The sequence below is a fragment of the Stenotrophomonas sp. STEN018 genome (assembly GCF_056760235.1).
Genome location: NZ_JBRREK010000033.1, coordinates 1 through 22,407 on the forward strand (window position 1 = coordinate 1; position 22,407 = coordinate 22,407).

Annotated in this window: 17 protein-coding genes; 1 reads left to right on the plus strand and 16 read right to left on the minus strand. The window is 64.0% G+C overall.

Annotated features, from left to right (window positions below):
- Nucleotides 1-178: 178 nt before the first annotated feature.
- The 3 genes from trpA to trpB are packed head-to-tail and all read right to left on the minus strand — an operon-like array spanning nt 179 to nt 2,863.
- Nucleotides 179-979, minus strand: a complete 801-nt coding sequence (gene trpA / locus ACVOMB_RS13560) for a tryptophan synthase subunit alpha (RefSeq protein WP_481531654.1) — start codon at nt 977-979, stop codon at nt 179-181.
- Nucleotide 980: 1 nt separating this feature from the next.
- Nucleotides 981-1,646 carry a hypothetical protein gene (locus tag ACVOMB_RS13565; RefSeq protein ID WP_481531655.1) on the minus strand — a complete coding sequence of 222 codons (666 nt, stop codon included), beginning with the start codon at nt 1,644-1,646 and terminating at the stop codon, nt 981-983.
- Nucleotides 1,646-2,863, minus strand: a complete 1,218-nt coding sequence (gene trpB / locus ACVOMB_RS13570; RefSeq protein ID WP_481531656.1) for a tryptophan synthase subunit beta — start codon at nt 2,861-2,863, stop codon at nt 1,646-1,648. Before trpB ends, ACVOMB_RS13565 begins: the two co-directional genes overlap by 1 nt.
- Before the next feature lie 94 nt (nt 2,864-2,957).
- Here trpB and ACVOMB_RS13575 point away from each other — a divergent pair, with 94 nt between their 5' ends.
- Entirely contained in the window at nt 2,958-3,848 is an 891-nt protein-coding gene (locus tag ACVOMB_RS13575) for a LysR family transcriptional regulator (RefSeq protein ID WP_481531657.1), read from the plus strand.
- A 176-nt stretch (nt 3,849-4,024) separates the two neighbouring features.
- On the opposite strand, the gene ACVOMB_RS13580 is transcribed toward ACVOMB_RS13575, so the two are convergent.
- From ACVOMB_RS13580 to prmB, 13 genes are all read right to left on the minus strand, one after another.
- Nucleotides 4,025-5,128, minus strand: a complete 1,104-nt coding sequence (locus tag ACVOMB_RS13580) for a toxic anion resistance protein (RefSeq protein ID WP_481531658.1) — start codon at nt 5,126-5,128, stop codon at nt 4,025-4,027.
- A gap of 63 nt (nt 5,129-5,191) precedes the next feature.
- A complete protein-coding gene (locus ACVOMB_RS13585; RefSeq protein WP_481531659.1) occupies nt 5,192-5,914 on the minus strand; it encodes a hypothetical protein in 723 nt (240 codons plus the stop codon).
- Nucleotides 5,907-11,264 (minus strand): DNA repair ATPase, encoded by a 5,358-nt coding sequence (locus tag ACVOMB_RS13590; RefSeq protein WP_481531660.1) that lies wholly within the window; start codon nt 11,262-11,264, stop codon nt 5,907-5,909. Before ACVOMB_RS13590 ends, ACVOMB_RS13585 begins: the two co-directional genes overlap by 8 nt.
- 141 nt (nt 11,265-11,405) lie before the next feature.
- Nucleotides 11,406-13,406 (minus strand): flotillin family protein, encoded by a 2,001-nt coding sequence (locus ACVOMB_RS13595; protein WP_481531661.1) that lies wholly within the window; start codon nt 13,404-13,406, stop codon nt 11,406-11,408.
- Complete coding sequence (locus tag ACVOMB_RS13600; RefSeq protein WP_481531662.1) at nt 13,403-14,095, minus strand: hypothetical protein; 693 nt, start codon at nt 14,093-14,095, stop codon at nt 13,403-13,405. The genes ACVOMB_RS13595 and ACVOMB_RS13600 overlap by 4 nt, the downstream gene beginning before the upstream one ends.
- A 213-nt stretch (nt 14,096-14,308) precedes the next feature.
- Nucleotides 14,309-14,968 carry a phosphoribosylanthranilate isomerase gene (locus ACVOMB_RS13605; protein WP_481531663.1) on the minus strand — a complete coding sequence of 220 codons (660 nt, stop codon included), beginning with the start codon at nt 14,966-14,968 and terminating at the stop codon, nt 14,309-14,311.
- Nucleotides 14,965-15,738 carry a tRNA pseudouridine(38-40) synthase TruA gene (truA, locus tag ACVOMB_RS13610; protein ID WP_481531689.1) on the minus strand — a complete coding sequence of 258 codons (774 nt, stop codon included), beginning with the start codon at nt 15,736-15,738 and terminating at the stop codon, nt 14,965-14,967. The genes ACVOMB_RS13605 and truA overlap by 4 nt, the downstream gene beginning before the upstream one ends.
- 45 nt (nt 15,739-15,783) lie before the next feature.
- Nucleotides 15,784-16,143, minus strand: a complete 360-nt coding sequence (locus ACVOMB_RS13615; RefSeq protein WP_481531664.1) for a VOC family protein — start codon at nt 16,141-16,143, stop codon at nt 15,784-15,786.
- Nucleotides 16,144-16,155: 12 nt separating this feature from the next.
- The gene (locus ACVOMB_RS13620) at nt 16,156-18,021 is read right to left on the minus strand and encodes a FimV/HubP family polar landmark protein (protein WP_481531665.1); all 1,866 of its coding nucleotides are present in this window, start codon (nt 18,019-18,021) and stop codon (nt 16,156-16,158) included.
- Nucleotides 18,022-18,137: 116 nt separating this feature from the next.
- The gene (locus ACVOMB_RS13625; RefSeq protein ID WP_481531666.1) at nt 18,138-19,163 is read right to left on the minus strand and encodes an aspartate-semialdehyde dehydrogenase; all 1,026 of its coding nucleotides are present in this window, start codon (nt 19,161-19,163) and stop codon (nt 18,138-18,140) included.
- An 82-nt stretch (nt 19,164-19,245) separates the two neighbouring features.
- The gene (locus ACVOMB_RS13630) at nt 19,246-20,298 is read right to left on the minus strand and encodes a 2-hydroxyacid dehydrogenase (RefSeq protein WP_481531667.1); all 1,053 of its coding nucleotides are present in this window, start codon (nt 20,296-20,298) and stop codon (nt 19,246-19,248) included.
- On the minus strand, nt 20,291-21,388 hold the full coding sequence (gene aroC, locus ACVOMB_RS13635) for a chorismate synthase (RefSeq protein WP_481531668.1): 1,098 nt from the start codon (nt 21,386-21,388) through the stop codon (nt 20,291-20,293). Before aroC ends, ACVOMB_RS13630 begins: the two co-directional genes overlap by 8 nt.
- A gap of 74 nt (nt 21,389-21,462) precedes the next feature.
- Complete coding sequence (gene prmB, locus ACVOMB_RS13640) at nt 21,463-22,392, minus strand: 50S ribosomal protein L3 N(5)-glutamine methyltransferase (protein ID WP_481531669.1); 930 nt, start codon at nt 22,390-22,392, stop codon at nt 21,463-21,465.
- Between the last annotated feature and the right edge of the window lie 15 nt (nt 22,393-22,407).

A 22,407-nucleotide genomic window follows, 5' to 3' on the forward strand; every position in this document is an offset into this window, starting at 1 on the left:
TGGCGCCCCCCCCCCCCCGCCGCCGCGGCCCCCCCGCCCCCCGCCCCCGCCCAGCCCCCCCGCGCCCGCCCCCCGCCCCCCCCCCCCCCCCCCCCCCCCCCCCCCCCCCCCACCGCCCCCGCCGCCCCCCCCGCCCCCCCCCCGCCCGCCCCCCCCCCCCCACTACCGTTCACGCCATTCAGCGATCCAGGGCTTCGCGCAGTGGCTTGAGGAATGCTGCAGCCGCGGCCACCGGATCCGCCGTCTCAGCCATCGCCGAGACCAGTGCACTACCGACCACCACGCCATCGGCATCCACCACCATCGCCGCCGCGCTGGCCGCATCCTTGATGCCGAAGCCCGCAACTACCGGCGCGCTGGAACGGCTGCGCAGCAGGCGCAGGCGCTCACCGGCCGCGGAACTGTCCAGGCGCTCGGAAGCACCGGTAACACCGGCAAAGCTGACGTAATACAGATAGCCTTGTGCGGCTTGGCACAAGCTGTCCAGGCGCGCATCGCTGCTGGTCGGCGAGGCCAGCAGGATCAAGGCCAGCCCAACTTCGGCAAACGCCGCACGCGGCTCATCAGCCTCTTCCGGCGGCAGATCGACCAGCAGAATGCCGTCCACGCCTGCTGCCACCGCCTCTTCGGCATAGCGCGCATAACCGCGGATCTCGACCGGGTTCAGATAACCCATCAACACTACCGGGGTGGTCGTGTCGGTCTGGCGGAAGCGCGCCACGGTATCCAGAACGTATTGCCGCCCTGCCCCGCGTGCCAAAGCACGCTCCGAACTGCGCTGGATGGTCGGGCCATCGGCCATCGGGTCGGAGAACGGCACACCGAGCTCGATTACGTCAGCACCGGCTTCAACCAGCGCATGCATCACCGGCACGGTCGCCTCCAACGAGGGATCGCCGGCGGTGATGAAGGGAATCAGCGCCTTGCGGCCGGAGGCACGCAGGCGGGCGAAGCATTCGTCAATTCGGGTAACAGCCATCTCAGGCACATCCTTCAATCAGTTCGACCGCATCGGGCTGGCCCCAATAAATGGAGGTGATCAGGCCATCGAGTGTTTCCAGGCGCAGGGCCAAGTTGGCAGCCTTGTCGGTCCAGGTCAGGTAGTCGCCGTTCGGCGAGTTATAGGCATGTGGACTGGTGACCACACCCGCCGGCAGCCGTTGCTTGGCCTCGGTGACGGTCATGCCCACCCACAAGCCGAACGGCAATGCCGCCGCACCGGCTGGCGCTGCGGTGACGCGCTGACCCGGATCACCGGCAACATCCACCTCGAAGCGAGCAATACGGTCAGCAATCACCATCATCGACATGCCTTCAGGCAGGCTGCCCTTGTCGTAATACTCGCAGTCGCCCTCCATCGCCTCGCGCATGCCGGCCGAGACAAACGCCTTGTCGCCCGGCGCCTTGCCGAACGGCGCGCCGATGCGCAGCTCACCCAGCTGACCCAACTCGGCCGATGTGTTGACCGCAGGCTTCACTGCCGGCGCCAGCGTTGCGGCGGCGGGCGCAGCTTGCGCGGCCGGGGGCGCTACAGGTGCAGCGATCGGCTCCGGCGCAGGGGCGGACGGTGCGCATGCAGCCAAGGCCGCAACCAAGCCCAGCAACAACGGGGTACGCAGCGAGCGCAGCTGCGGCAAGCCTGCCATCACAGCACCAGCCCTTCGCGGGCAGCGATGGTGTGCACATCCTTGTCACCACGACCGGACAGATTGCACAGCACCAGCGCATCCTTGGGCAACTCGCGCGCAAGCTTGATCGCATGGGCGACCGCATGGCTGGACTCCAGCGCCGGCAGAATGCCTTCGATGCGAGTCAGGCGATGGAAGGCAGCCAGCGCTTCTTCATCGGTGATGCCCACGTACTGGGCGCGACCGGTATCGGAGAGGAAGGAATGTTCGGGACCAACGCCGGGATAATCCAGACCGGCGGAGATCGAATGGGTTTCGGTGATCTGGCCATCGTCATCGCACAGCACATAGGTGCGGTTGCCGTGCAGCACGCCGGGGCGACCAGCCGAGATCGAGGCGGCATGGCGACCGGTATGGATGCCATCACCAGCGGCTTCGGCACCGTAGATCTTGACCTCGCGGTCATTGAGGAAGGCGTGGAACAGCCCGATCGCATTGGAGCCGCCACCGACGCAAGCGGTGATCGCATCGGGCAGACGACCGTAGTCCTCCAGCATCTGCGCGCGTGCCTCGCGGCCAACGATGGCGTTGAAGTCACGCACCATGCGCGGGTACGGATCCGGGCCGGCGACAGTGCCGATGATGTAGAAGGTGTCGCGCACATTGGTGACCCAGTCGCGCATCGCTTCGTTGAGTGCGTCCTTGAGCGTGGCCGAGCCGCTGCTGACCGGCACCACGGTGGCACCGAGCAGCTTCATCCGATAGACGTTGATCTTCTGCCGCTCGATATCGGTAGCGCCCATGTAAACCACGCATTCGATGCCCAACCGCGCGGCAACCGTGGCCGAGGCCACGCCGTGCTGGCCGGCACCGGTCTCGGCGATGATGCGGGTCTTGCCCATGCGCGCGGCCAGCAAAGCCTGGCCGATGGTGTTGTTCACCTTGTGCGCACCGGTATGGTTCAGGTCCTCGCGCTTGAGCAGGATCTGCGCGCCGCCCACGTCCTTGCTCAGGCGTTCGGCGTGGTAGATCGGGCTGGGCCGGCCTACGTAGTGCTTCAGGTCCTTGTCATAGGCGGCAATGAAGGAAGGATCGACCCGCGCCTGATCGTAGGCGGCTGCCAGTTCCTGCAACGGCCCAACCAAGGTTTCGGCGACGAAGCTGCCACCAAAGCGGCCAAAATGCCCGCGCGCATCAGGGAAGGCGTGGAAATCGGAGATCGACGGATCAGTCATGACGTCACGGCTACAAGGAACAGGCAAGCACTCTAACGCAGGGCTGAGGACATAAAAATGGATAATTTGGCGATCACATGTTAGAAAAACTCACATGAAGACCAGTCAATCCCTGCCTTCGCTCAACGCTTTGCGCGCCTTCGAGGCTGCGGCACGCCTGCGCAGTGTCAGCCAGGCCGCAGCCGAGCTGCATGTCACCCATGGCGCGGTGAGCCGGCAACTGCGGGCGCTGGAAGAAGAACTGGGGTTGGTCCTGTTTGAACGCGATGGTCGTGGCATCCGCCCCAACGCGGCCGGCCATCGGCTGCTGGAAGCGACTACCGGCGCGTTCTCGCAGCTGCGCGACTGCATTTCCTCGCTACGCCGACCGCAGCGCAATGACGCCTTCGTACTCGGCTGTCCTGGCAGCCTGCTTGCCCGCTGGATGATCCCGCGCCTGCAGGACCTGCAGCGTGACCTGCCCGGCCTGACCCTGCATCTGGCGGCACAGGATGGCGATTTCGCGCCGCGTTTGGACGGCTTGGATGCGGCACTGATGCTCGGCCAGGCCCCGTGGCCGAACGGCTGGCAGGTACACACGCTGGCGCCCGAGCGGATCGGCCCGGTGTTCAGCCCTTCGATGCATGGTGCGCATGTACTGGCCCGGCAGCCGATTGATGCCGTGCGTGGTCATGCGCTGCTGCATACGCGCTCACGCCCGCAGGCGTGGCCGACCTGGGCCGCACGCAATGGCATCGATGCAGCCGAGCTGACGTATGGCACCGGCTTGGAGCATCTGTATTACATGCTGGAAGCTGCGGTTGCCGGGCTCGGCATCGCGATTGCACCGGAACCACTGGTCGCTGACGACCTGGTCAACGGCCGGCTGATCGCGCCGTGGGGGTTTGTCGATACTGAAGGCTGCTGGGCGTTGTGCACTGCCGGCGACCAGCAGGACCCGCGTGTGGCTGCATTGGCGGAATGGCTGCGCAAACAGCTTTTGTAGGCTTTTGTAGGAGCGGTGTAAGCCGCGAAGCTGGCAATGCTTGAAAGGCCGAAGAGCCAACCCCTCCCCAACCCTCCCCTTTGCTACGCAAAAGGGAGGGAGCAACGGCGCTGGCATCTGATGCAGCTGTGGTTTCGCGGCTCACGCCGCTCCCACAACTGCCAACCGTGCCGTTCCTACACTCCGCTGCTTTGCGTCGGCTGCGCCAGCCGTTGCTGCACATCTTCGCGCAGGCGCGCCAACTCGACTTCCGCCTGCTGACGCTGCTGCATGCCTTCGCGGTGGATGCTGCGCACCTCTTCCACCGTGGCGATCAGCTGCTCATGCACGTGCCGCAGGGTCGCCACATCGATCACCGCACGCTGGTTGGCCTTGGCCGTTTCCACCGAGGTCTGCCGCATCAGATCGGCATTGCGGCGCATCAGCTCATTGGTCGCATCGTCGATGGCATTGGACAGATCCACCGCGTTCTTCTGCTCGCCCAGCGACAGCTGGATGGCGAACTGGCGCTTCCACGACGGAATGGTGATGTCGCGTACGGCGTTGAATTTTTCGATCAGCTGGATCGCATTGGCCTGGATCAAGCGGATCATCGGCAACGACTGGTCGGCCGCATGCTGCATCGCTGTCAAATCACCGACACGCTTGTCGAGCAGACGGATCGCGTTGTCGATCTCGCCACGACGGATACGCGACTGCGGATCTTCCAGACCAACCAGTGCATGCAACTCGTTGTTGAGCTCAGCCAAGCGCTGCTTGCCGGCGGCGATGTGCAGGCCAAGACTCTGGCGCTCGTCGCGAACGATGGCGTGCATACGATCAAACTCACCGACGCGCTGGCCCATCTGCGCCTGTTGCGTGCCGACATCACGCAGCAGCTGTTCGATCTGCTGGTTGGTATCGCTGAACTTCTGCACCAGCTCGCCCTTGGAGGCGCGCATGCGGTCGATCAGGCCACCGATCACCGGCACTTTGGAACGCTCGTTCAAACCATCGAGCTTCAGCGAGCGGGCAATACGCACCACTTCACCCAGCTTTTCACCCGAGGCATCCAGGTCGCGATTGCGCACATGGTCCAGCAGCTGGCTGGAGAACGCGGCACTCTTGCCAGCCGCCTCGCGACCGAACACATGCAGGTTGCCCGGACTGATGTCATCCAGCGTGCGCACGATCTGCGCGATCTGTGGACGGTCCGCTTCGCTCAAGCCCAAGGCGACCAGCATGGTGCCGTCCACATCAGCAGAGGGGCCGGCCGGCAGCGGCAACGAATCCTGGGTCATCAGCAGTTCTCCTTGAGCAAGTGGCGCGCCGCGGCGCGCGAGCAATCATGTGCAGGGTGGTTCTCAGCGCAGTCTAGCCTGCATGGCCCTCACCTCGTCGAGAATCCGTGTCTGTGCCTGGGCAGCCTGTTCCAGTTGCACCTGCTTGTCGGCGGCACGTGCAGCCAGGCTTTGCTGGCGCCAAAGCGGCAACAACACGTCGCGGATGCGCTGGTAGCGCTCGATCAGCTCCACACCCTGGGCATGCAGCAGGCGCAGCTGTTCGGCCTCGGTCTGCCGCAGGCGGGCGAGTCCACGCAGATGTTGCAGTCGCCGTTGCAGCGCAGCCTGCGCCACTACCTCGACAGGCAGCGGGACCGCCTCGCCGGCTGCGGCCCAATCATCGATGGCAGCAACCGCCATCTGCACGCGCGCAACCTGCAGCAGATGCTGGCCCAGCTCCTGCTGCAACGCCTGTGCGCAGGCATCTGCGCGTAGCAGACAGACATCCAGTTGGGTCGCCAGTTGTTCGGCGCGCGCCTGCGCCTCGACATCATGCCCCAACAAGCGGCCAAGCAAGCCCGCCGAACGACGGATCTGGCGACCATCGGCTGCCGACATCGCTTGACGGATGTTGTCCATTTCCGCAACCAGCCGTGCTGCGGCAATACCGGTCTGCGGCGTACCCAACAGTTGCTCGATCGCAGTCAGCAATTCCCCGCCGTAACTGGCCACGGTCAGCGCATCATCAGCTTGCAGCGCAGGCCGCGGTGGCTCTGGCAACAACGTCGTCACTGGCTCAGGCATCGTCCGTCGCTGCATTATCGCGACTGCCCTGCTGCCCCGGCACCACCACATTGCCGCCGTAGAAGTGCCGCATCAGCGCTTCATCCAATGCCTTCTCTTCCGGCGTACGCGCACGCCGCACGCGTGGTGCGGGCTTGTTGCCGCCGCCGTCCTTGGACAGCCACTCCTGCAGCTGTGCGGCCAGACCGGCCAAGGCATCGCCAACCTCGCCCTGACGCTGCTGGGCGGCCGCCAGCACCTGCAACAGCGGCGTCAGATCCTGCGCCGGCGCGGCAGGTACCGCTGCTGTTTGCGGTGCTGCGACCACTGCCGCAGGACGCTCGGCAACCGCCTGCAACAAGGCGACGATCTGCTCCCAGGGTGCCTCAACCTGCGGTGCGACCGGTGCGACCGGCGCGGAATCATCAGCACGCAGGCCCTGCAGGCCACTGGCGATATCGGCCAGCTGCGCGACCATGCGCGCGCCGGTATCGGCATCGTCGCCGCCCATCGCCTTGTCACGCATGAAGTCGCGCTTGATCTGCTCCCAGCGGGCCAACTGCGTCGCATCCAAGACCTCGCGCAGCTCACCCAGCTTGAGCAGGTTTTCCTCGGAGCCACTGGTCAGCAACTGCGATTCACCCAGGTAGTGATCAGTCACCAGCTGCTGCAGCTCGGCAGCATTCATCACCGGCGAAATCTTCTCCGACAGCTTGTTCATGTTGCGGTAGCTGCCTTGCAGGCGGAACGGCGGCTCGACGCGGTACTTGTCGGCCTGCGCGGCACTGGCGATGTATTGCTGGTTGACCCGATAGACCACCTCGCGCACCTGCATCAGCCGCTGCAGGGTAGCGACGATTTCATTGATCTCCGCGCCGCTATAGGCATGACTGAGTGCATTGGTAGAAACGTCCTTGCCCGCTGCCTTGTCGACCAGCAGGTAGAGATCGGCCAGGTCGCGGGTCGCCATCGGTGCCAGCACCTGGCTGGAGGTCAGGCTATTTTCGATATAGCTGAGCTTGAACGCCTCATCCATGCCGCCGAGCACATCGCCCAGGTTGTAGATGTCGGCACGGTTGGCCAGCATGTCCGGCACCTTGAACACTTCGCCGGACTCGGTGTACGGGTTGCCGGCCATCACCACGCAGAACTTCTTGCCACGCAGGTCGTAGGTCTTGGTGCGGCCCTTCCACACGCCTTCAATACGGCGCGTGCCATCGCACAGCGAGATGAACTTCTGTAGGAACTCCGGATGGGTGTGCTGAATGTCGTCCACATACAGCATGGTGTTGTTGCCCATCTCCAGCGCCAGATTGAGCTTGTGCAGCTCCTGTCGTGAGGTGGCATCCGGTGCCTGCTCCGGGTCCAGCGAGCGCACTTCGTGGCCCAGGGCCGGGCCATTGATCTTCATGAAGACCAGGCCAAGCCGGTTGGCCACGTATTCCATCAGCGTGGTTTTGCCGTAACCGGGCGGGCTGATCATCATCAGCAGGCCCATCAGGTCGCTGCGTTTGTTCTCGCCCACCGTGCCCATCTGCTTGGCGAGGTTGTCGCCGATGATGGGCAGGTAGACATCGTTGATCAGCTTGTTGCGGACGAATGAGCTCAGCGGCCGCGCCTGGAACTCGCTCAAGCGCAGGGAGTCGCGCTCGCGCGCACTGATGCGGTGACGCAAGGCTTGGTAGCGCTCGAAGCCGGGTTGAAACTGGCGGCGATGCGACTGCCAGCGCTGCAGGAAATCATCCACCGCCAATTGCAGATGGCCTTGGGCGACGCGCTGGTGTTCACCGAGCAGACCGCCAACATCGGCGATCAAGGTCACCTCACGCACCTGGCTGCGCAATGCCCGCTCGCCCAACAGCATCGCCGCGGCCTCCGGCACGTAGCCGGCCATTGCGGCGAACTTCGGCTGGCCACACATTGCCTGCAGCCACTGCAGCGCCTGCGCCCATTGCAGGGCCAGCCGCGTGTTCAGGCGTTGCAGGCTGCGATCAAACGCGTCGGCCTGGCCAGCAGTCTGCAGCTGTTCGCGCAGACCGCTGAGCAGCTGCCGCGCGTAACCACTGAAGGAGAATGTCGGCTCGCCGTTGCTCAGTTCGGCCAGCAGGTACTCGGCGGCCAAGGCCGGCACGCCGCTATCAAACGGCAAGGAATGCTCGCCCTGGAAGGCAGACAATGCCAGCGCTATCTCCACACGCAAGGCTTCAAGCCCGTCTCGCACATTGAACAGCTTGGCGATGGCGAACGCGCCGGCTGCACGTTCCAACCATTGACTGACCTCTTCGCGCTTGCCGTCACGCGCCCAGAACAGCAAGGCAAGTGCGCGCGGGCCAGCTGCGTGCACCAGCGAACCGGCCGCCTGATACAGCGGCAAAACCGCCTGCAGGATCAGCGTTGCATCATGATCATGGATGCCTTTCTCGTAGCCTTCGCGGTAGCGCGGCGCAGCGAAATCGCGGACGCGTTTGGCCAACGCATCGGCTTGTGCGGCCTCCCGCAGCAACAGCTCGACACTCAAGCCATCGCGGCCATTGATGGCAGCATCCAACAGCAGACCAGCCAGATACTCGCCACGATAGAGCGCAGGTGATTCCGAATCCAAGGTCACCGGCCAGTAATCGCGCAGTTCCTCCAGCTCCGGATCGACAATGGATTCGTAGTAATCAGTGCCAGTCAGGTGCACCGCTAGACCATCGCCACGCGGCAGAATGGTCAGGTCCAGCGGTTGGGTATTGACGCTGAAGCGGTGTCGGCCGAGACGGATGATGTTGCCGCCACCTTCAAACAGATCACTGCGATCACGCAACGCCCGCACCGCCTGATCGCGCACGCCCTTGAGCCGCGATTCCACGTCATCGGCCTTGACGCTGTCCTTGTAGTCGCGCAGACGCTCGGCCAGCTCGCGCAGTTTCAGGATCAGCGGGTCACCGGCAAAGAAGGCGTTCAGCTCATCAACGGTGGTGAAGCGTTCGGTACGCTTGGCCAGGCCATCGAGGATACGATTCGCCGCATCCAATACCGATTGCGCCTTGCGCTGGCGCGCATCCAGCAAGGTCTGCTTGTGCGATTCGAAGGTATCTAGCAGTTCCTCGCGCTTGTTGAGGATGTCGCCAAGGAACTGCTCGTGCTCGCCGAACTGGCTCTCCAGTTCCTCCAGCTGCACCATCAACCGCGACAACTGCTCGTCGGCACGCTCCGGATCGGTCGCCAGCCCCAAAGCACTGGTGATGGCCTGACTGAACAAGGAGAACTGCGCGCCGAACTGAGCCACGGCTTCGGCCGAACCCAATGAGCGGCGGCGCTGATCGGCGCGCGCACGCGCCTGGTTGAGCTTGGCGTAGATGCCGGAAATTGCCTCGACCACGCGGGTACGCTGCGCGGCGTCGTCCACCTTCAGGCTGGCCATCAACTCGGACAGCATGTCCAGGTCGCCCGACATCACCTGCATCTGCGCGATCTGCTCGGACAACTGCTTGGCGGTCTGCGCCACCTGCGCGGCGGCATCCAGCTCCTGCAGGCGATCGGCGAACGGCTGCAGCGCCTTGTCACTACCCAGGAATTCACCGGCAGCGGCGCCGACCCGGTCATGTGCCTCCTGCAAGGAGACATTCATCGCGTCGATGGCAGCGACATCCACATAGCGGAAGTCGCGCACGGTCAGCAGGCGACCGCGCAGCTTGCCGATGTCACCCAGCGATTCGACGAACTCGCCGATCTTTGTCCAGTTCTGCGGCTGCAAGCGCCCCAACAGCGTCTTGTGCGCGGCGGTGACCTCGGCCATTGCCTGCGCCGATTGCTTGCGGATGCTCTCGACCTTTTCGTACTCGTCGAGCATCGACTCGCCGGTCGCGCTGATCTCGCGCAGCAGCGTAGCAGCGCCGTCGCAGTTGGCGTCGTCCAACCAATGGTGCACATCGAACAGGCGGCGCGCGTTATGGGTCAGCAGCTCATAGCGCGGCAGTGAGACCTCGCGACTGTCGATTTCACGACCGAGATCCAGCAGATTGGAGATACCCCGAACCAGCTCAGGGTTACCGATGCGGGCCATGAAACTGGTGCCGGTCGGCGTGTGCGCGGCGAACTCATCACTGCTGAACGGGGTCTGCCAGACCTGCATCGGATGGACGCGGGTAGGCTCCTCGTTCTCTGCGTTGAACAACACCATGCGACCGTCACGCATGAAGGCGTAGCCCATGCCGAACACGGGATTCTGCAGTACGCGCTGGATGCTGTTGTAGACAAACAACGCCGACTTGCCGGCCTCACGCTCGTAGAAGATGTACAGCATGTCCTCGCCATTGGGCGAGCGGATCGAACGCTTGTAGCGCATGCCCTGCATCGAGGCGTCGAACGCCTTGTGCTCGCCGCTTTGCAGGTAATAGCCACCGGGAAAGATGACGCCATGATCATCGGGCAACTGCACGCAGGCCTGCACGATGGCGTCGTTGCGCACCACCTTGCCGGTCAGCGTGTTGTAGATCAGGCCACGCCAGGTGTCCTCGCGGTAAGGCTGGATCTTCAGCAGGATCAGCGAGCCAACCTTGGCGAAATCGATGGTGGCATCGTCCACCGACTGGGTACTGTCCTCAACCGGCTCGCTGTAAACACCTTGGCCGGTCTCGGTGTTGTTCTCGACCTTGATGGTCAGATCGCCGCCGGTGGTCTCGACGAAGATGGTGTCGAGAATATTCAGGTGCGGAAAGCGCCCCGTGATCAACATGTCGCGACCGGCACGGACCCACTCGAAATCAAACGGCGGCGGCAGCGCGATATCGCGCTCACCGCGTGCATCGATATAGGTCAGCTCGCCACTGGACGCCATTGCCCAACGGAACACGCGCACGTCGGTGCTGCGCTCGCCGATCTGGAACGCCGCCAGCAACTTGCCGTCGCGCACGATCAACTGCAGCAGGCGCGCATTTTTGTAATAGGCGTAGAGCTCGCCAAAATCGTGGACGAAGCCAGCCTGTGACAGGAAGCTGCTCTTCAGGTCCAACGGGGTGACGTCATAACCCTCGGCGCCGTCCACCAAACGATACAGCCCGAACACGTCCTCGATGCGAGTCTGTGTCTTCAAACCGATGAAAACGTTGTAGCCGAACAACAACAGGTCATCGCCGACCTGTACCACGTCGCGACCCACGCAGTTGTTCTCACTGCGGATGCGGAACCGTCCGATCACCTCCATCCGGCTGTCGCCGAATTCCTGCAACCGACGCTGGTTAAGCGCATCCACAACTTGCCGCAGACGTGCGCCCTGGTCACTCAGGCGCTTGCGCAGCACCTCATAGGCACCGCCCTGCGCCACCGCCTGATCGGCGATGGAGCCGCCTTCCGGCGTAGCGGCAGCGTCCAGATTTATATCGGCCATCGGTAGTTCCCTGCTCTGACATCGGCAGACGCCGCCCTCAGGACGGAATCGCCGATGCCCTCATCCTCATGTGCCGCAAACTGCAGACCCTGCGGCGCGCAACCGCCCCGCGCGGTGACACCGCGCAGGGCATGGCTTCACTCAGCCCGCGTCCGACTCCACCGACGGTGTGTCGGCGATACGGCGTGCCGGCAATCCGCGCGCGGACATGTCCACACCGAGGAAGCGCTGCATCAGATCCTGCACGATCGGGCTCTTGTCGGTCAGGCCTTCAATCGACTTGCCCAGCGACACCGCCTTGATCAGGTTCTCGAACATGCCACCGTCGCCGCCAACCATGTCGATCTTGGCGTTACGCAGCGCGCTGGCGATGACCTCGGCGTTCTCCTTGGTCACTTCCTTGCCCGCATCGATGGTCGCCAAGGCCTGACGCAGACCGGTTTCCAGGGTCATGCGGAACTCTTCGTGGCCGCGCGCGGTATCGCCGAGCGAATCAATAGCCTGGAACTTGCGGGTCAAGCCGTCGGCCTCGGCGAACAGCTTCTTCTCGATGACCGTGGCTTCGGCCACGCCCAGGGTCTCGGTAGCCGCAGCCTTGGCCCGACCCATCTGCTCCTCGCCCTGCGCACGCGCAGCCAGCTGCTCGGCCAACACCTTGGCCTCGGCGGTGCCCTGCTTCAGATTGGCGTCGGCCATCGCATCGACCACGCGGGCTTCGGCAATACCGACCTTCTCGATCGCCAGCGCACCGGCCTCCTTGACCTGTGCATCGGCCAGGCCCGGCGCAGCGCGTTCGGCACGCAGGCCTTCGGCCAAGGCTTTCTTGGCTTCGGCCTGCTTGCTGGCGGCATCAAACTCGGCCTGCGCCAGCGTGGTGATCTCGACCGCGCGGTGCTTGGCAGCGGCTTCGCTGGCCTCGGCTTCCTTGACCTGCTTGAGCATGGCTTCCTGCGCCTGCGCTTCGGCCTCCAAAATGGCCACCTGCTTCAGACGGTCTGCCTCGGACACCTGCCGCACTTCCTTGATGCGCTCTTCTTCCTGCGCCACGGTCTTGTCGATGGAGATGCGCTCGCGGGTGATGTTGGCCACATCCATCAGGCCCTGTTCGACCACCTTGTCACGCTCCACACCCTGCAGCTGCACCTCACGATCAGTGGTGACCTGCTCCAGCTGGCGTGCGCGTGCCACGCGCTCGACTTCGATGGCGACGGCGCGCTGGCGGTTCTGCTCGGCCACTTCCACTTCGCGCAGGCGGTTCTGGTCACGGATGTCGATCAGCTGCTGCGCTTCGATGCGGGCGTTCTCGGATAGCTGGCGCTGCTCTTCCTGCACCTTCAGGGTTTCAGCCTGCTCACGGGCACGGATGGTATCCACCTCGCGCTTCTGCCGTGCTTCGGCCTCGGCCTGCTGGCGCTCGAGTGCCAGCGTGGCTTCCTTGGCTTCAACATTCTTCTTGGTGATGGCCAGACGCTCGTTCTGCGCCAGCTCGTTGGTGATCACGTTCTGTGCAGCAGTCAGCTCGGTGATCTTGCGGATGCCTTCGGCGTCAAGGATGTTGCTCGGGTCCAGCAGCGACTTCGGGGTCTGCTCGAGATAATCGATGGCCACGTCTTCGAGCGCATAACCGTTCAAATCATTGCCGATAACCGCGATGATCTCATCGCGGAATTCCTGACGCTTCTCGAACAGCTGGGTGAAGTCGAACTTCTTGCCCACCGTCTTCAAGGCTTCAGAGAACTTGGCGTTGAACAGGTCATCCACCGCGTTCTTGTCCGAGGCGCGGTCGGCGCCGATGGCCTTGGCCACGCGCAGCACGTCGGCCTGGGTTTCGTTGACGCGCAGGTAGAACGCCACGGTGATGTCGGCACGCATGTTGTCGCGGCAGATCAGGCCCTCCTTGCCGCGGCGATCAACCTGCAAGGTGATCAGGCTGATCTTCATGTGCTCGGCGCGGTACAGCACCGGAATGATCAACGCACCGGTGAAGTGCACCTTGGGCTGCGCACTCATGTCGTTGACGATCAACGCGGTGCCTTGATCAACCTTTTTGTAGAAGGCCTTGAACAGACCAGCCAAGCCAAGGAAAAACACCAACAGGGCAGCCACCCCGATAATGAAAGGGGCCAGCGCAGCAGTACTCATCGGTGAATCTCCTTATCGCCTGATACTTCAGAGGGGAAAACGTCCAGGCCTGGCAGGTCGCCATCAGCGACCACCAGGTAATGATTCTTATCGGGTAGATATTCCACCAGCCTGACCCGCTGGCCACGCACAAACCGGCCGTGATCACGCACGCGCACGTGCAGGATCAAGCCGGCGCCACCGTCATCAAAAGTGGCATAGCCCAGCGTTGCGGTGACTTCCGGCGAAGTGACAACCGCAACCCGACCCAGGATCGACTCCTGCGCGACAGGCCGCAGCTTGAGCAGCAGGCGTCGGATCGGCCGCAGCACCCAGGCTGACACCACGGCGCCGGGAACCAGCGCGAGAACCGCCACAGCGCTGCCGATGGCCCAACGCAAGCTGGCGGGCAACGACTGCAGGAAAAAGAGTTGAACCAGATAGGTGATGGTCCAGCCGAAGAAGGCCAGCAGCAGCACCACCAGCATGGTCGGCGCACCGCCGAGGCCAAGCCGGGCAAACATTGCGGCAATGCCGGTGGCACCGTGCTCGCCACCGTGGGAATGAAAATCGGCGCCGTCACCGCTGCCGATTCCACCGTCATCGATAATGCCGGTCGCTGCCAGCAGCCAGTAGATGACGGCAAACGACAACACGACGCTGTAAGGCAACGTCGGGTAGGACAGCGCTACTTCCAGAAACTCCGCCATGCACACTTTCCTTGTGGCGCCCAGCTGCCTTGCGGGACCTGCCCCAGCATTGACGCTTTGGCTTTACCCCTCTCCCCGCAGGCATCCGTGCTTGTCGCCGAGAACCTCATCATAAGGGAATCAGCCCCCCGATGAGCTGCGGCCATGTCCCAAAGAGTGCGGCATGTCCGGGTACCACTGCGTGAAACGCTTCAACGCGGACAACCGGCGTATTCAGTCCTGCTCAACATGCAGGTCCGCACGGCGAACTTCTTCGACGAATTGACGCATCTTGTAACCGTCCTTGAGGCCCGGCGAGACCTCGATGCCACTGGACACATCCACGCCCCAGGGCTGGGTCGCGAGAATGGCGTCATGCACGTTTTCCGGGCGAATACCCCCGGCCAGCAGGTACGGGCGGTGCACGCCCGGCGGAATCTGCGACCAGTCAAACGCCACCCCGGTACCACCGCTGCCGCCGGCCACATGGCTGTCGAACAGAAAACCGGCCGCGTGCGGGTACATCTGGTGCAGACCACGCGCGGTGACCTCGCTGCGCCCGCCCATCGCAATCGCCTTCAGGTAAGGCATATTGAAGCTGCGACAGAACGCATCGTCCTCATCACCATGAAACTGCAACAAGGTTGGCCGTACTGCGCGCAACACCTCGCGGATCTCCTCGCGGTTGTTGTGCTGGAACAAGGCCACCACTTCAACCATCGGCGCGATTGCCTGGCGCATCGCGCGTGCCTCCGATGGCGCAACCCGACGCACACTGCCTTTGGCGAAGATGAAGCCAATGGCGTCCACGCCCAGCTCGCTGGCCAGACGGATGTCACCGGCGCGGGTCATGCCGCAGAATTTGATGCGGGTACGGAACAGCGTACGGCTCACAGCGTCACCTCGTCCGGCAGCTTCCAGTGCTCAGGATACAGCGGTCCGACGAAGACCAGGCCTTGCGGCGGTGCAGTTGGACCGGCCAGATTGCGATCCCGCCCTGCCAGCAATTCCCCAATCCAGCTTTCGGGCTTTTCCCCGGCGCCCACCATCATCAGTGAGCCGACGATATTGCGCACCATGTGATGCAGGAAGGCATTGGCCTGAACTTCGACCTCCACTACCTCACCTTGACGATGAATGGCTATCGACTGCAGCTCGCGGCGAGCATGCAGGGCCTGGCATTGCGAACTACGGAACGCGTCAAAGTCGTTTTCGCCGAGCAGGGCCTGTGCCGCGCGATGCATGGCATCGGCATCCAGCGGCCGCCGATCCCAGCTCAGGATCTGCCGGTACAGTGCCGGCCGTACCTGACGATTGAGGATGCGATAGCGATAGCGGCGCGCCTTGGCCGAGAACCGTGCATGGAATTCATCAACCACCGGTACACACCAGCGCACGCAGATTGATGGCGGCAGCCGCGTGGTGGTACCCAATACCCAGCCTCGCGGGGTACGTTCGACATCGCTGTCGAAGTGCACGACCTGGCATTCACCGTGCACGCCGGCATCGGTACGGCCGGCACACACAACACTGATCGGCGCATTGGCGACCGAGGACAAAGCCTCCTGCAAGGTGGCCTGCACACTCGCACAGCCGTGCTCGCCAAGCTGTTGCCAGCCCTTGAACTCGCTGCCGTCGTACTCCACGCCCAGCGCATAGCGCATCATTGAACCTCTGATCTTGTTGGAGCTGCTGGGCCTACGCGCAGCTCAGTCGCTGTCGCGTTCGGACCACACAGCCAGTTCGTTGCCGCCCGGCTCCAGGAACTGGAAACGGCGGCCACCGGGGAAGATGAAGATCGGCTTGACCACTTCACCACCCTGCGCTGCGATTTCGGCAAGCAGCGGGCCCAGTTGTGCGGCATACAGCACCAGCAGCGGCGCGCCCACGCTCGTAGTAGCCGGTGCGCCACGGAAGAAACCGCCCTGCAGCTCACCGTCATCAAAAGCAGTGTAATCCGGGCCGTAGTCTTCAAACGTCCAGCCGAATACCTGCTCGAAAAAAACACGACTCGCCGCAGGGTCGCGCGAGGCGAATTCCACGTAATCAATCCGCCGTTCGCGCTTCATTGCGGTTCTCCGTCAGGCCATGCGGCCAAGTAATTCCAGTGCTTCGCCGCGTGCCTGCGGGTCAGCGCTGGCAGCAACTTCGTTGAGCAGGGTACGCGCGGTTTCGGCGTCGCCCAGATCAAGATAGGCGATGGCCAATTCCAGCCGCTCACGCCCTGCAGGTGCCGGGGTCAACGGCGCAACCGTAACCGCAGCCACGTCACCAGCCAGCCAATCGGCCTCGTCGGCCGCGGCCGGCTCGGGCTGCGCAGGCGCAGGCTCGGCGATGACATCAAAGTTCCGCGAGGCTTCGAACAGCAGCACCGGCTTGTGTGCGACCGCCGGCGCAGCGACCGGCAGCACCGGCTCCACGCGTGCGGGCGGGCTGGTTTTCAGCCATGCCGGCATCGGTTCTTCGTAGGGTTCAGGCTGCACTTCCGCAGCGACAGGTAACGGCTGGGTATCCGGCTCGTCCTGCGGGTCGAACTCATCCACTTCTGCCGTATGCAAGGGCTGCTGCACAGCAGCGGCGCCCATCACCGGCATCGCTGCGGCAAGGTCTCCCGCTGCGTAATCAGCGCGCGGAGCGGCCGGCAGCGGCTTGCGCCGACGGCTCAGCACCCAGCCCAGCGCACCCAGCACCAGCAGCGCCAAGCCCAGCCAGATCCAACCGAACGAGCCGGCGCCATCGCGCTTGGCCGCCTCGCCCAACTGCTGCTGGGCAGCGGCAAGGTCCGAATCCTTCATTGCTATCAGCGATTGCTGCTGCTTCTGCAGTTTTTCCAGTTCGCCGACGCGATCGCGCAGTTCCTGCAGTTCCGCATCACGCGTTGCCAGCTCTTCCTTGGCTTGCTGCAGCTGTTCGTTGGCCAACATGTCACCCTCGCCACCGGCGTCGAGTCCGGTCGTCATTCCTGCAGTCTGTTGTGCTCCGGCTACGGCCGGGGCGATTTCCAAGCGTGCACCGCTGGGGCTTGCACTGGCTGCTGCCTGTGCAGCGGCCTTGGCCGGTGCTACCGCTGCATCAGCGACTGCCGGCTGCGGAATCGGCGCGCGTGCCTGCCGCCACTGCGCAGCCTGGTCACGAACGATGGCGCGTGCTTCGGATGCATCCACCCGCGCCAGCTCTTCCTGTGCCGGGGTGCGCAGCACCGCGCCCTGCTTGAGCAGGTTGATGTTGCCGCGGATGAAGGCTTCCGGATTGGCGCGCATCAGCGCGACCATGGTCTGGTTCAAGGACGCGCCACTATCACGCGACAACTCGCGGGCAATCTGCGACAGGCTCTGGCCACGCTGCACGGCGGCAAGCCGGCCTTCACTGCTCATCACCGGCGCCGCTGCGGGGCGCGCCGCTGGCGCCGCGGCAACCGGCTGAGCCGGCGCGGGTGCTGCTACAGGCGCAGCAGGAGCCGGCAGCTCGGGCAGCGGCTCGGGTTCGCGCACGATCAGATTGGATTGCGCCACTGCCGGCGCTTCGATCACCGGTTCGGCCACCGCGGTTGCGGCTTCTGGCGCGGACACCAGCGCCGAGTATTCGCGAACCAGCCGGCCCTGGCCCCAATCGACCTCGATCAGGAAGCCCACCGACGCCACCTGCACCGGCGCGGCGCTGGTGACACGGATCACCGCACGGCCGTCACGGTCCTGCGCAAACTGGAATTGCAGTTCTCCTACCAGTCCGGTCGGCGCAGCCAGGCCAACGCGTTCGAAGGTGGCCGCAGATGCCAACCCCGCCTTGGCGTTGTCGAGCTCGCTCGCATCACTGGTAATGACCGGTATTTCAGCCAGCAAGGGCTGTCCCGGCTTGGACAGGACGCGGATATTGCCCAGCCCCAATGCCATTGCTGTGCTACTGAACAGCGCCAGGCCGAGAACCAGCACACCTTGTAATGAGCGCATCGCGCCCCCGCCCCTTGGTTTCATGGCGGCCAATATAACGGCTGACCCGCCTTTCGAACACCGCTGTACCGTCTATATGCAACGACGCCGGCATCAAGCCGGCGTCGTTGGGGGCATCAGCCGCCGTTGGCGACCAGTTCGGCAACCTGCACCGCGTTGAGTGCGGCGCCCTTGCGGATGTTGTCGGCCACCACCCACATGTTCAGGCCACGCGGGTGCGAGATGTCCTCACGGATGCGGCCGACATAGACCGGGTCGGTACCCGAGGCATGGGTAACCGGGGTCGGATAGCCACCGGCCTTGCGCTCGTCCACCACCTTCACGCCAGGTGCGGCGGCCAGCAGTTCACGGGCCTGCTCGGCGGTGATCTTCTTCCTGGTCTCGATGTTGACCGCTTCGGAGTGGCCATAGAACACCGGCACGCGCACCGCGGTGGGGTTTACCAGGATGCTGTCGTCGCCAAGGATCTTGCGGGTTTCCCAGACCAGCTTCATTTCTTCCTTGGTGAAGCCGTTGTCGAGGAATTCATCGATATGCGGGATCAGGTTGAAAGCAATCTGCACCGGGAACTTCTTCGGTTCGATTTCCTGGAAGCCCAGCAGCTGTGCGGTCTGCTTGCCCAGCTCTTCCATGCCGGTCTGGCCAGCGCCGGACACCGACTGGTAGGTGGCGATGTTGATGCGCTCGATGCCGTACTCGCGGTGGATCGGCGCCAGCACCGGCATCAGCTGCATGGTCGAGCAGTTCGGGTTGGCGATGATGCCGCGCGGGCGGTTCTTGGCGGCTTCCGGGTTGACCTCGGAAACCACCAACGGCACGTCGTCGTCGTAACGGAAGGTCGATGAGTTGTCGATCACCACCGCACCGGCAGCGGCGAACTTGGGCGCGAATTCCTTGGAGATACCGCCACCGGCCGAGAACAGGGCGATCTCGACGCCGGCCGGATCGAACGTGGCCAGGTCCTGGATGGTGATCTTGTCGCCTTCGAAATCGACCTGCTGGCCGGCCGAACGCTCGGAGGCGAGCAGGGTCAGCTTGCTGATCGGGAAATTGCGCTCGGCCAGGATGGACAGCATGGTCTGGCCGACAGCGCCGGTGGCGCCAACAACGGCTACGTGGAAACGACGGGCTTCATTGCTCATGGGGATACTCGAGATATTGGAGGGGGTAGACACACATCGAGCCAGGTTCGGGGAACCTCCAGCGCACGGCTGCCGAGGCTCCCTATCGTTTTTTGTCGTCGATTTTTTTGCCGGCCACGGCAATGCGCGCGGTGCCGTTGATCAGCAGTTCGGTATTGATGGCATTGACCGGCTTGCCAGCATCCGGGCCGATGCCCATACCAGCCAGCAGGTTGTCCACCGCCACCTGCACCATCGCCCGGCGCGTGGCCAGCGATGCACTGCCGATATGGGGAGTGAGCACGATATTGCCCAGCGCCAGCAGTTCCGGGCGCACGTTCGGCTCGTTCTCATAGACGTCGAGCGCAGCCGAGGCCAGGCGGCCATTGGCCAGCGCGTCAGCCAAGGCCAGCTCATCGACGATACCGCCGCGGGCGATGTTCACCAGCGTGGCGGTCGGCTTCATCTTCGCCAGCGCGGCGGCGTTGATGATGTGGTGGTTCTGCGCGGTATACGGCAGCACCAACAGCAGATGATCGACGCTGGCCAGCAACTCATCGAAACCGACATAGCTGGCGCCGACCGCCTGCTCCTGCTCGGCAGGCAGCTGCGAACGGTTGTGGTACAGCACCTTCATGCCGAAGCCATGGTGACCACGACGGGCAATGGCCTGGCCGATACGGCCCATGCCAAGAATGCCCAGCGTACTGCCGTGCAGATCAGCACCGAGCATGGTGGTGAATGACCACTGCCCCCACTTGCCGTCACGCAACCAGCGGTCGGATTCGACGATGCGGCGGGCAGCCGCCATCAACAGCGAGAAGCCGAGATCGGCGGTGGTTTCGGTAAGTACGTCAGGCGTGTTGCTGGCAACGATGCCAGCGGCGCTGAGCGCGGGAATATCGAGATTGTTATAGCCGACGCCGACGTTGGCGATCATCTTCAACGCGGGCGCATTGGCGATTTCCGCCGCACCGATACGCTCGTTGAGGGTGAGCAGCACACCGTCCATGTCGGCCAGGTGCGCACTCAAACCGGCGCTGTCGTGCTTGGTGACGTCCGTCGTGGCAACCACGTCGCAGTACGCCGCCAACTGCGCGACGGTATCGTCGAACAGGGGCTGCGATACCCAGACGCGGGGCCGCCGATCAGCCATCGAGCTGACCGGGAATGCGCGGGCTCATGTCGCCGACATCGCCACATTGACCACGATGACGCATGGCCTGATCCATCAGCACCAGCGCCAGCATCGCCTCGGCGATGGGCGTGGCGCGAATGCCGACGCAGGGGTCGTGGCGACCAGTGGTGATGACTTCCACCGCGTTGCCTGCCGTATCCACGGTGGCACCGGGTAGGCGCAGGCTGGAGGTGGGCTTGAGCACCATCGAGGCGACGATCTGCTGGCCGGTAGAGATACCACCAAGGATGCCGCCGGCATGGTTGGACTGGAAGCCCTGCGGGCTGATCAGGTCACGGTGCTCGGTGCCCTTCTGCGCAGCGCTGGCAAAGCCGTCACCGATCTCCACGCCCTTGACCGCATTGATGCTCATCAGCGCGGCGGCGATATCGCCATCGAGCTTGCCGTAGATCGGCTCGCCCCAACCCGGCGGCACGCCATCTGCAACCACGGTCACGCGCGCACCGACCGAGTCACCGGACTTGCGCAGCGCATCCATATAGGTCTCGAGCTGGGGCACCTGGTTGGCGTCGGGCCAGAAGAACGGATTGTCTTCGACCGCGCTCCAGTCGAAACCGTCCGGGGTGATCTCACCCAGCTGCGACAGGTAACCGCGCACGCTGACGCCGAAACGCTGCTGCAGCCACTTCTTGGCGACCACGCCGGCGGCCACGCGCATGGTGGTTTCGCGCGCCGAGGAACGGCCGCCACCGCGCGGGTCGCGGATGCCGTACTTCTGCCAGTAGCTGTAGTCGGCATGGCCCGGACGGAACTGCTGGGCGATGTTGCTGTAGTCCTTGCTGCGCTGATCGGTGTTGCGGATCAGCAGCGCGATTGGCGTACCGGTGGTGTGGCCTTCATAGACCCCGGACAGGATCTCGACTTCATCGGCCTCACGCCGCGCCGACGTGTGGCGGCTCTTGCCGGTGGCACGGCGCTGCAGGTCGTGGGCGAATTCTTCGGGGCTGATTTCCAGGCCGGGCGGACAACCATCGATCACGCAGCCGATCGCCGGCCCATGGGATTCACCGAAGGTAGTGACGCGGAGGAGTTGTCCGAATGTATTCAATGCCGTTGTGCTCTTGCGGTTACGCCGGCCGTTGCCGTCATTCCGCCAACGCGGAGTGACGGCAAAAGCGTGACTCAGGAACGTGCTGCTGCCAACTCGGCGATGCGTGCATGGTGCGCACGCAGTTCAGCCGCTTCGACAGCGAAGATGCCCATCTGCCCAACTTTGAACTCGATCCAGGACATGTAGACCTCCGGCAGCAGCTTGATCAGGTGCTGCTCGGAATCGCCTACTTCGCAGATCAACAGGCCGTCTTCGGTCAGGTGGTCCGGTGCGTCGCGCAGGATCTTCAGCACCAGGTCCAGGCCGTCGTCACCTGCACGCAGGGCCAGGTCCGGCTCATGCTGGTATTCCTTCGGCAGCGCGTCGGTCTCGTCATTGGTGACGTACGGCGGATTGGTCACGATCAGATCGTAGACGCGACCCTGCAGGCCGGCGAACAGGTCGCTCTTGACCAGCTCCACGTTGTGGGCGAGCAGGCGCTCCTTGTTCTCCACCGCCAGCGACAGCGCGGCGTCATTGACGTCGCTGCCGTCCACCTGCCAGTTCGGGTAGTAATGACCCATCGCAATGGCGATGCAGCCCGAGCCGGTGCACAGGTCCAGCGCGCGGTTGACGTCGCGACCGGCCAGCCACGGCTCGAAGCCGCTCAGGATCAGCTCGGCGATCGGCGAGCGCGGCACCAGTGCGCGCGCATCGCTCTTGAAGCTCAAACCCGCAAACCAGGCCTCACCGGTCAGGTAGGCTGCCGGCTGACGCTCGTCGATACGACGCTGGAACAGCGCCAGCACCTGCTCCCGCTCTTCCAGCAGCACCCGCGCCGTGCCGTAGGCCGGGCCAAGGTCCGGCGGCAGGTGCAGGCTGTGCAGGGTCAGCTGGGTCGCCTCGTCCAGGGCATTGTCATAGCTGTGGCCAAAGGTCAGGCCAGCAGCATTGAAACGGCTTGCGCCGTAGCGGATCAGATCGACGATCGTTTGGAGTTCAGCGGCCGCTTCGGCAGTCATGGCAATACGGAAATA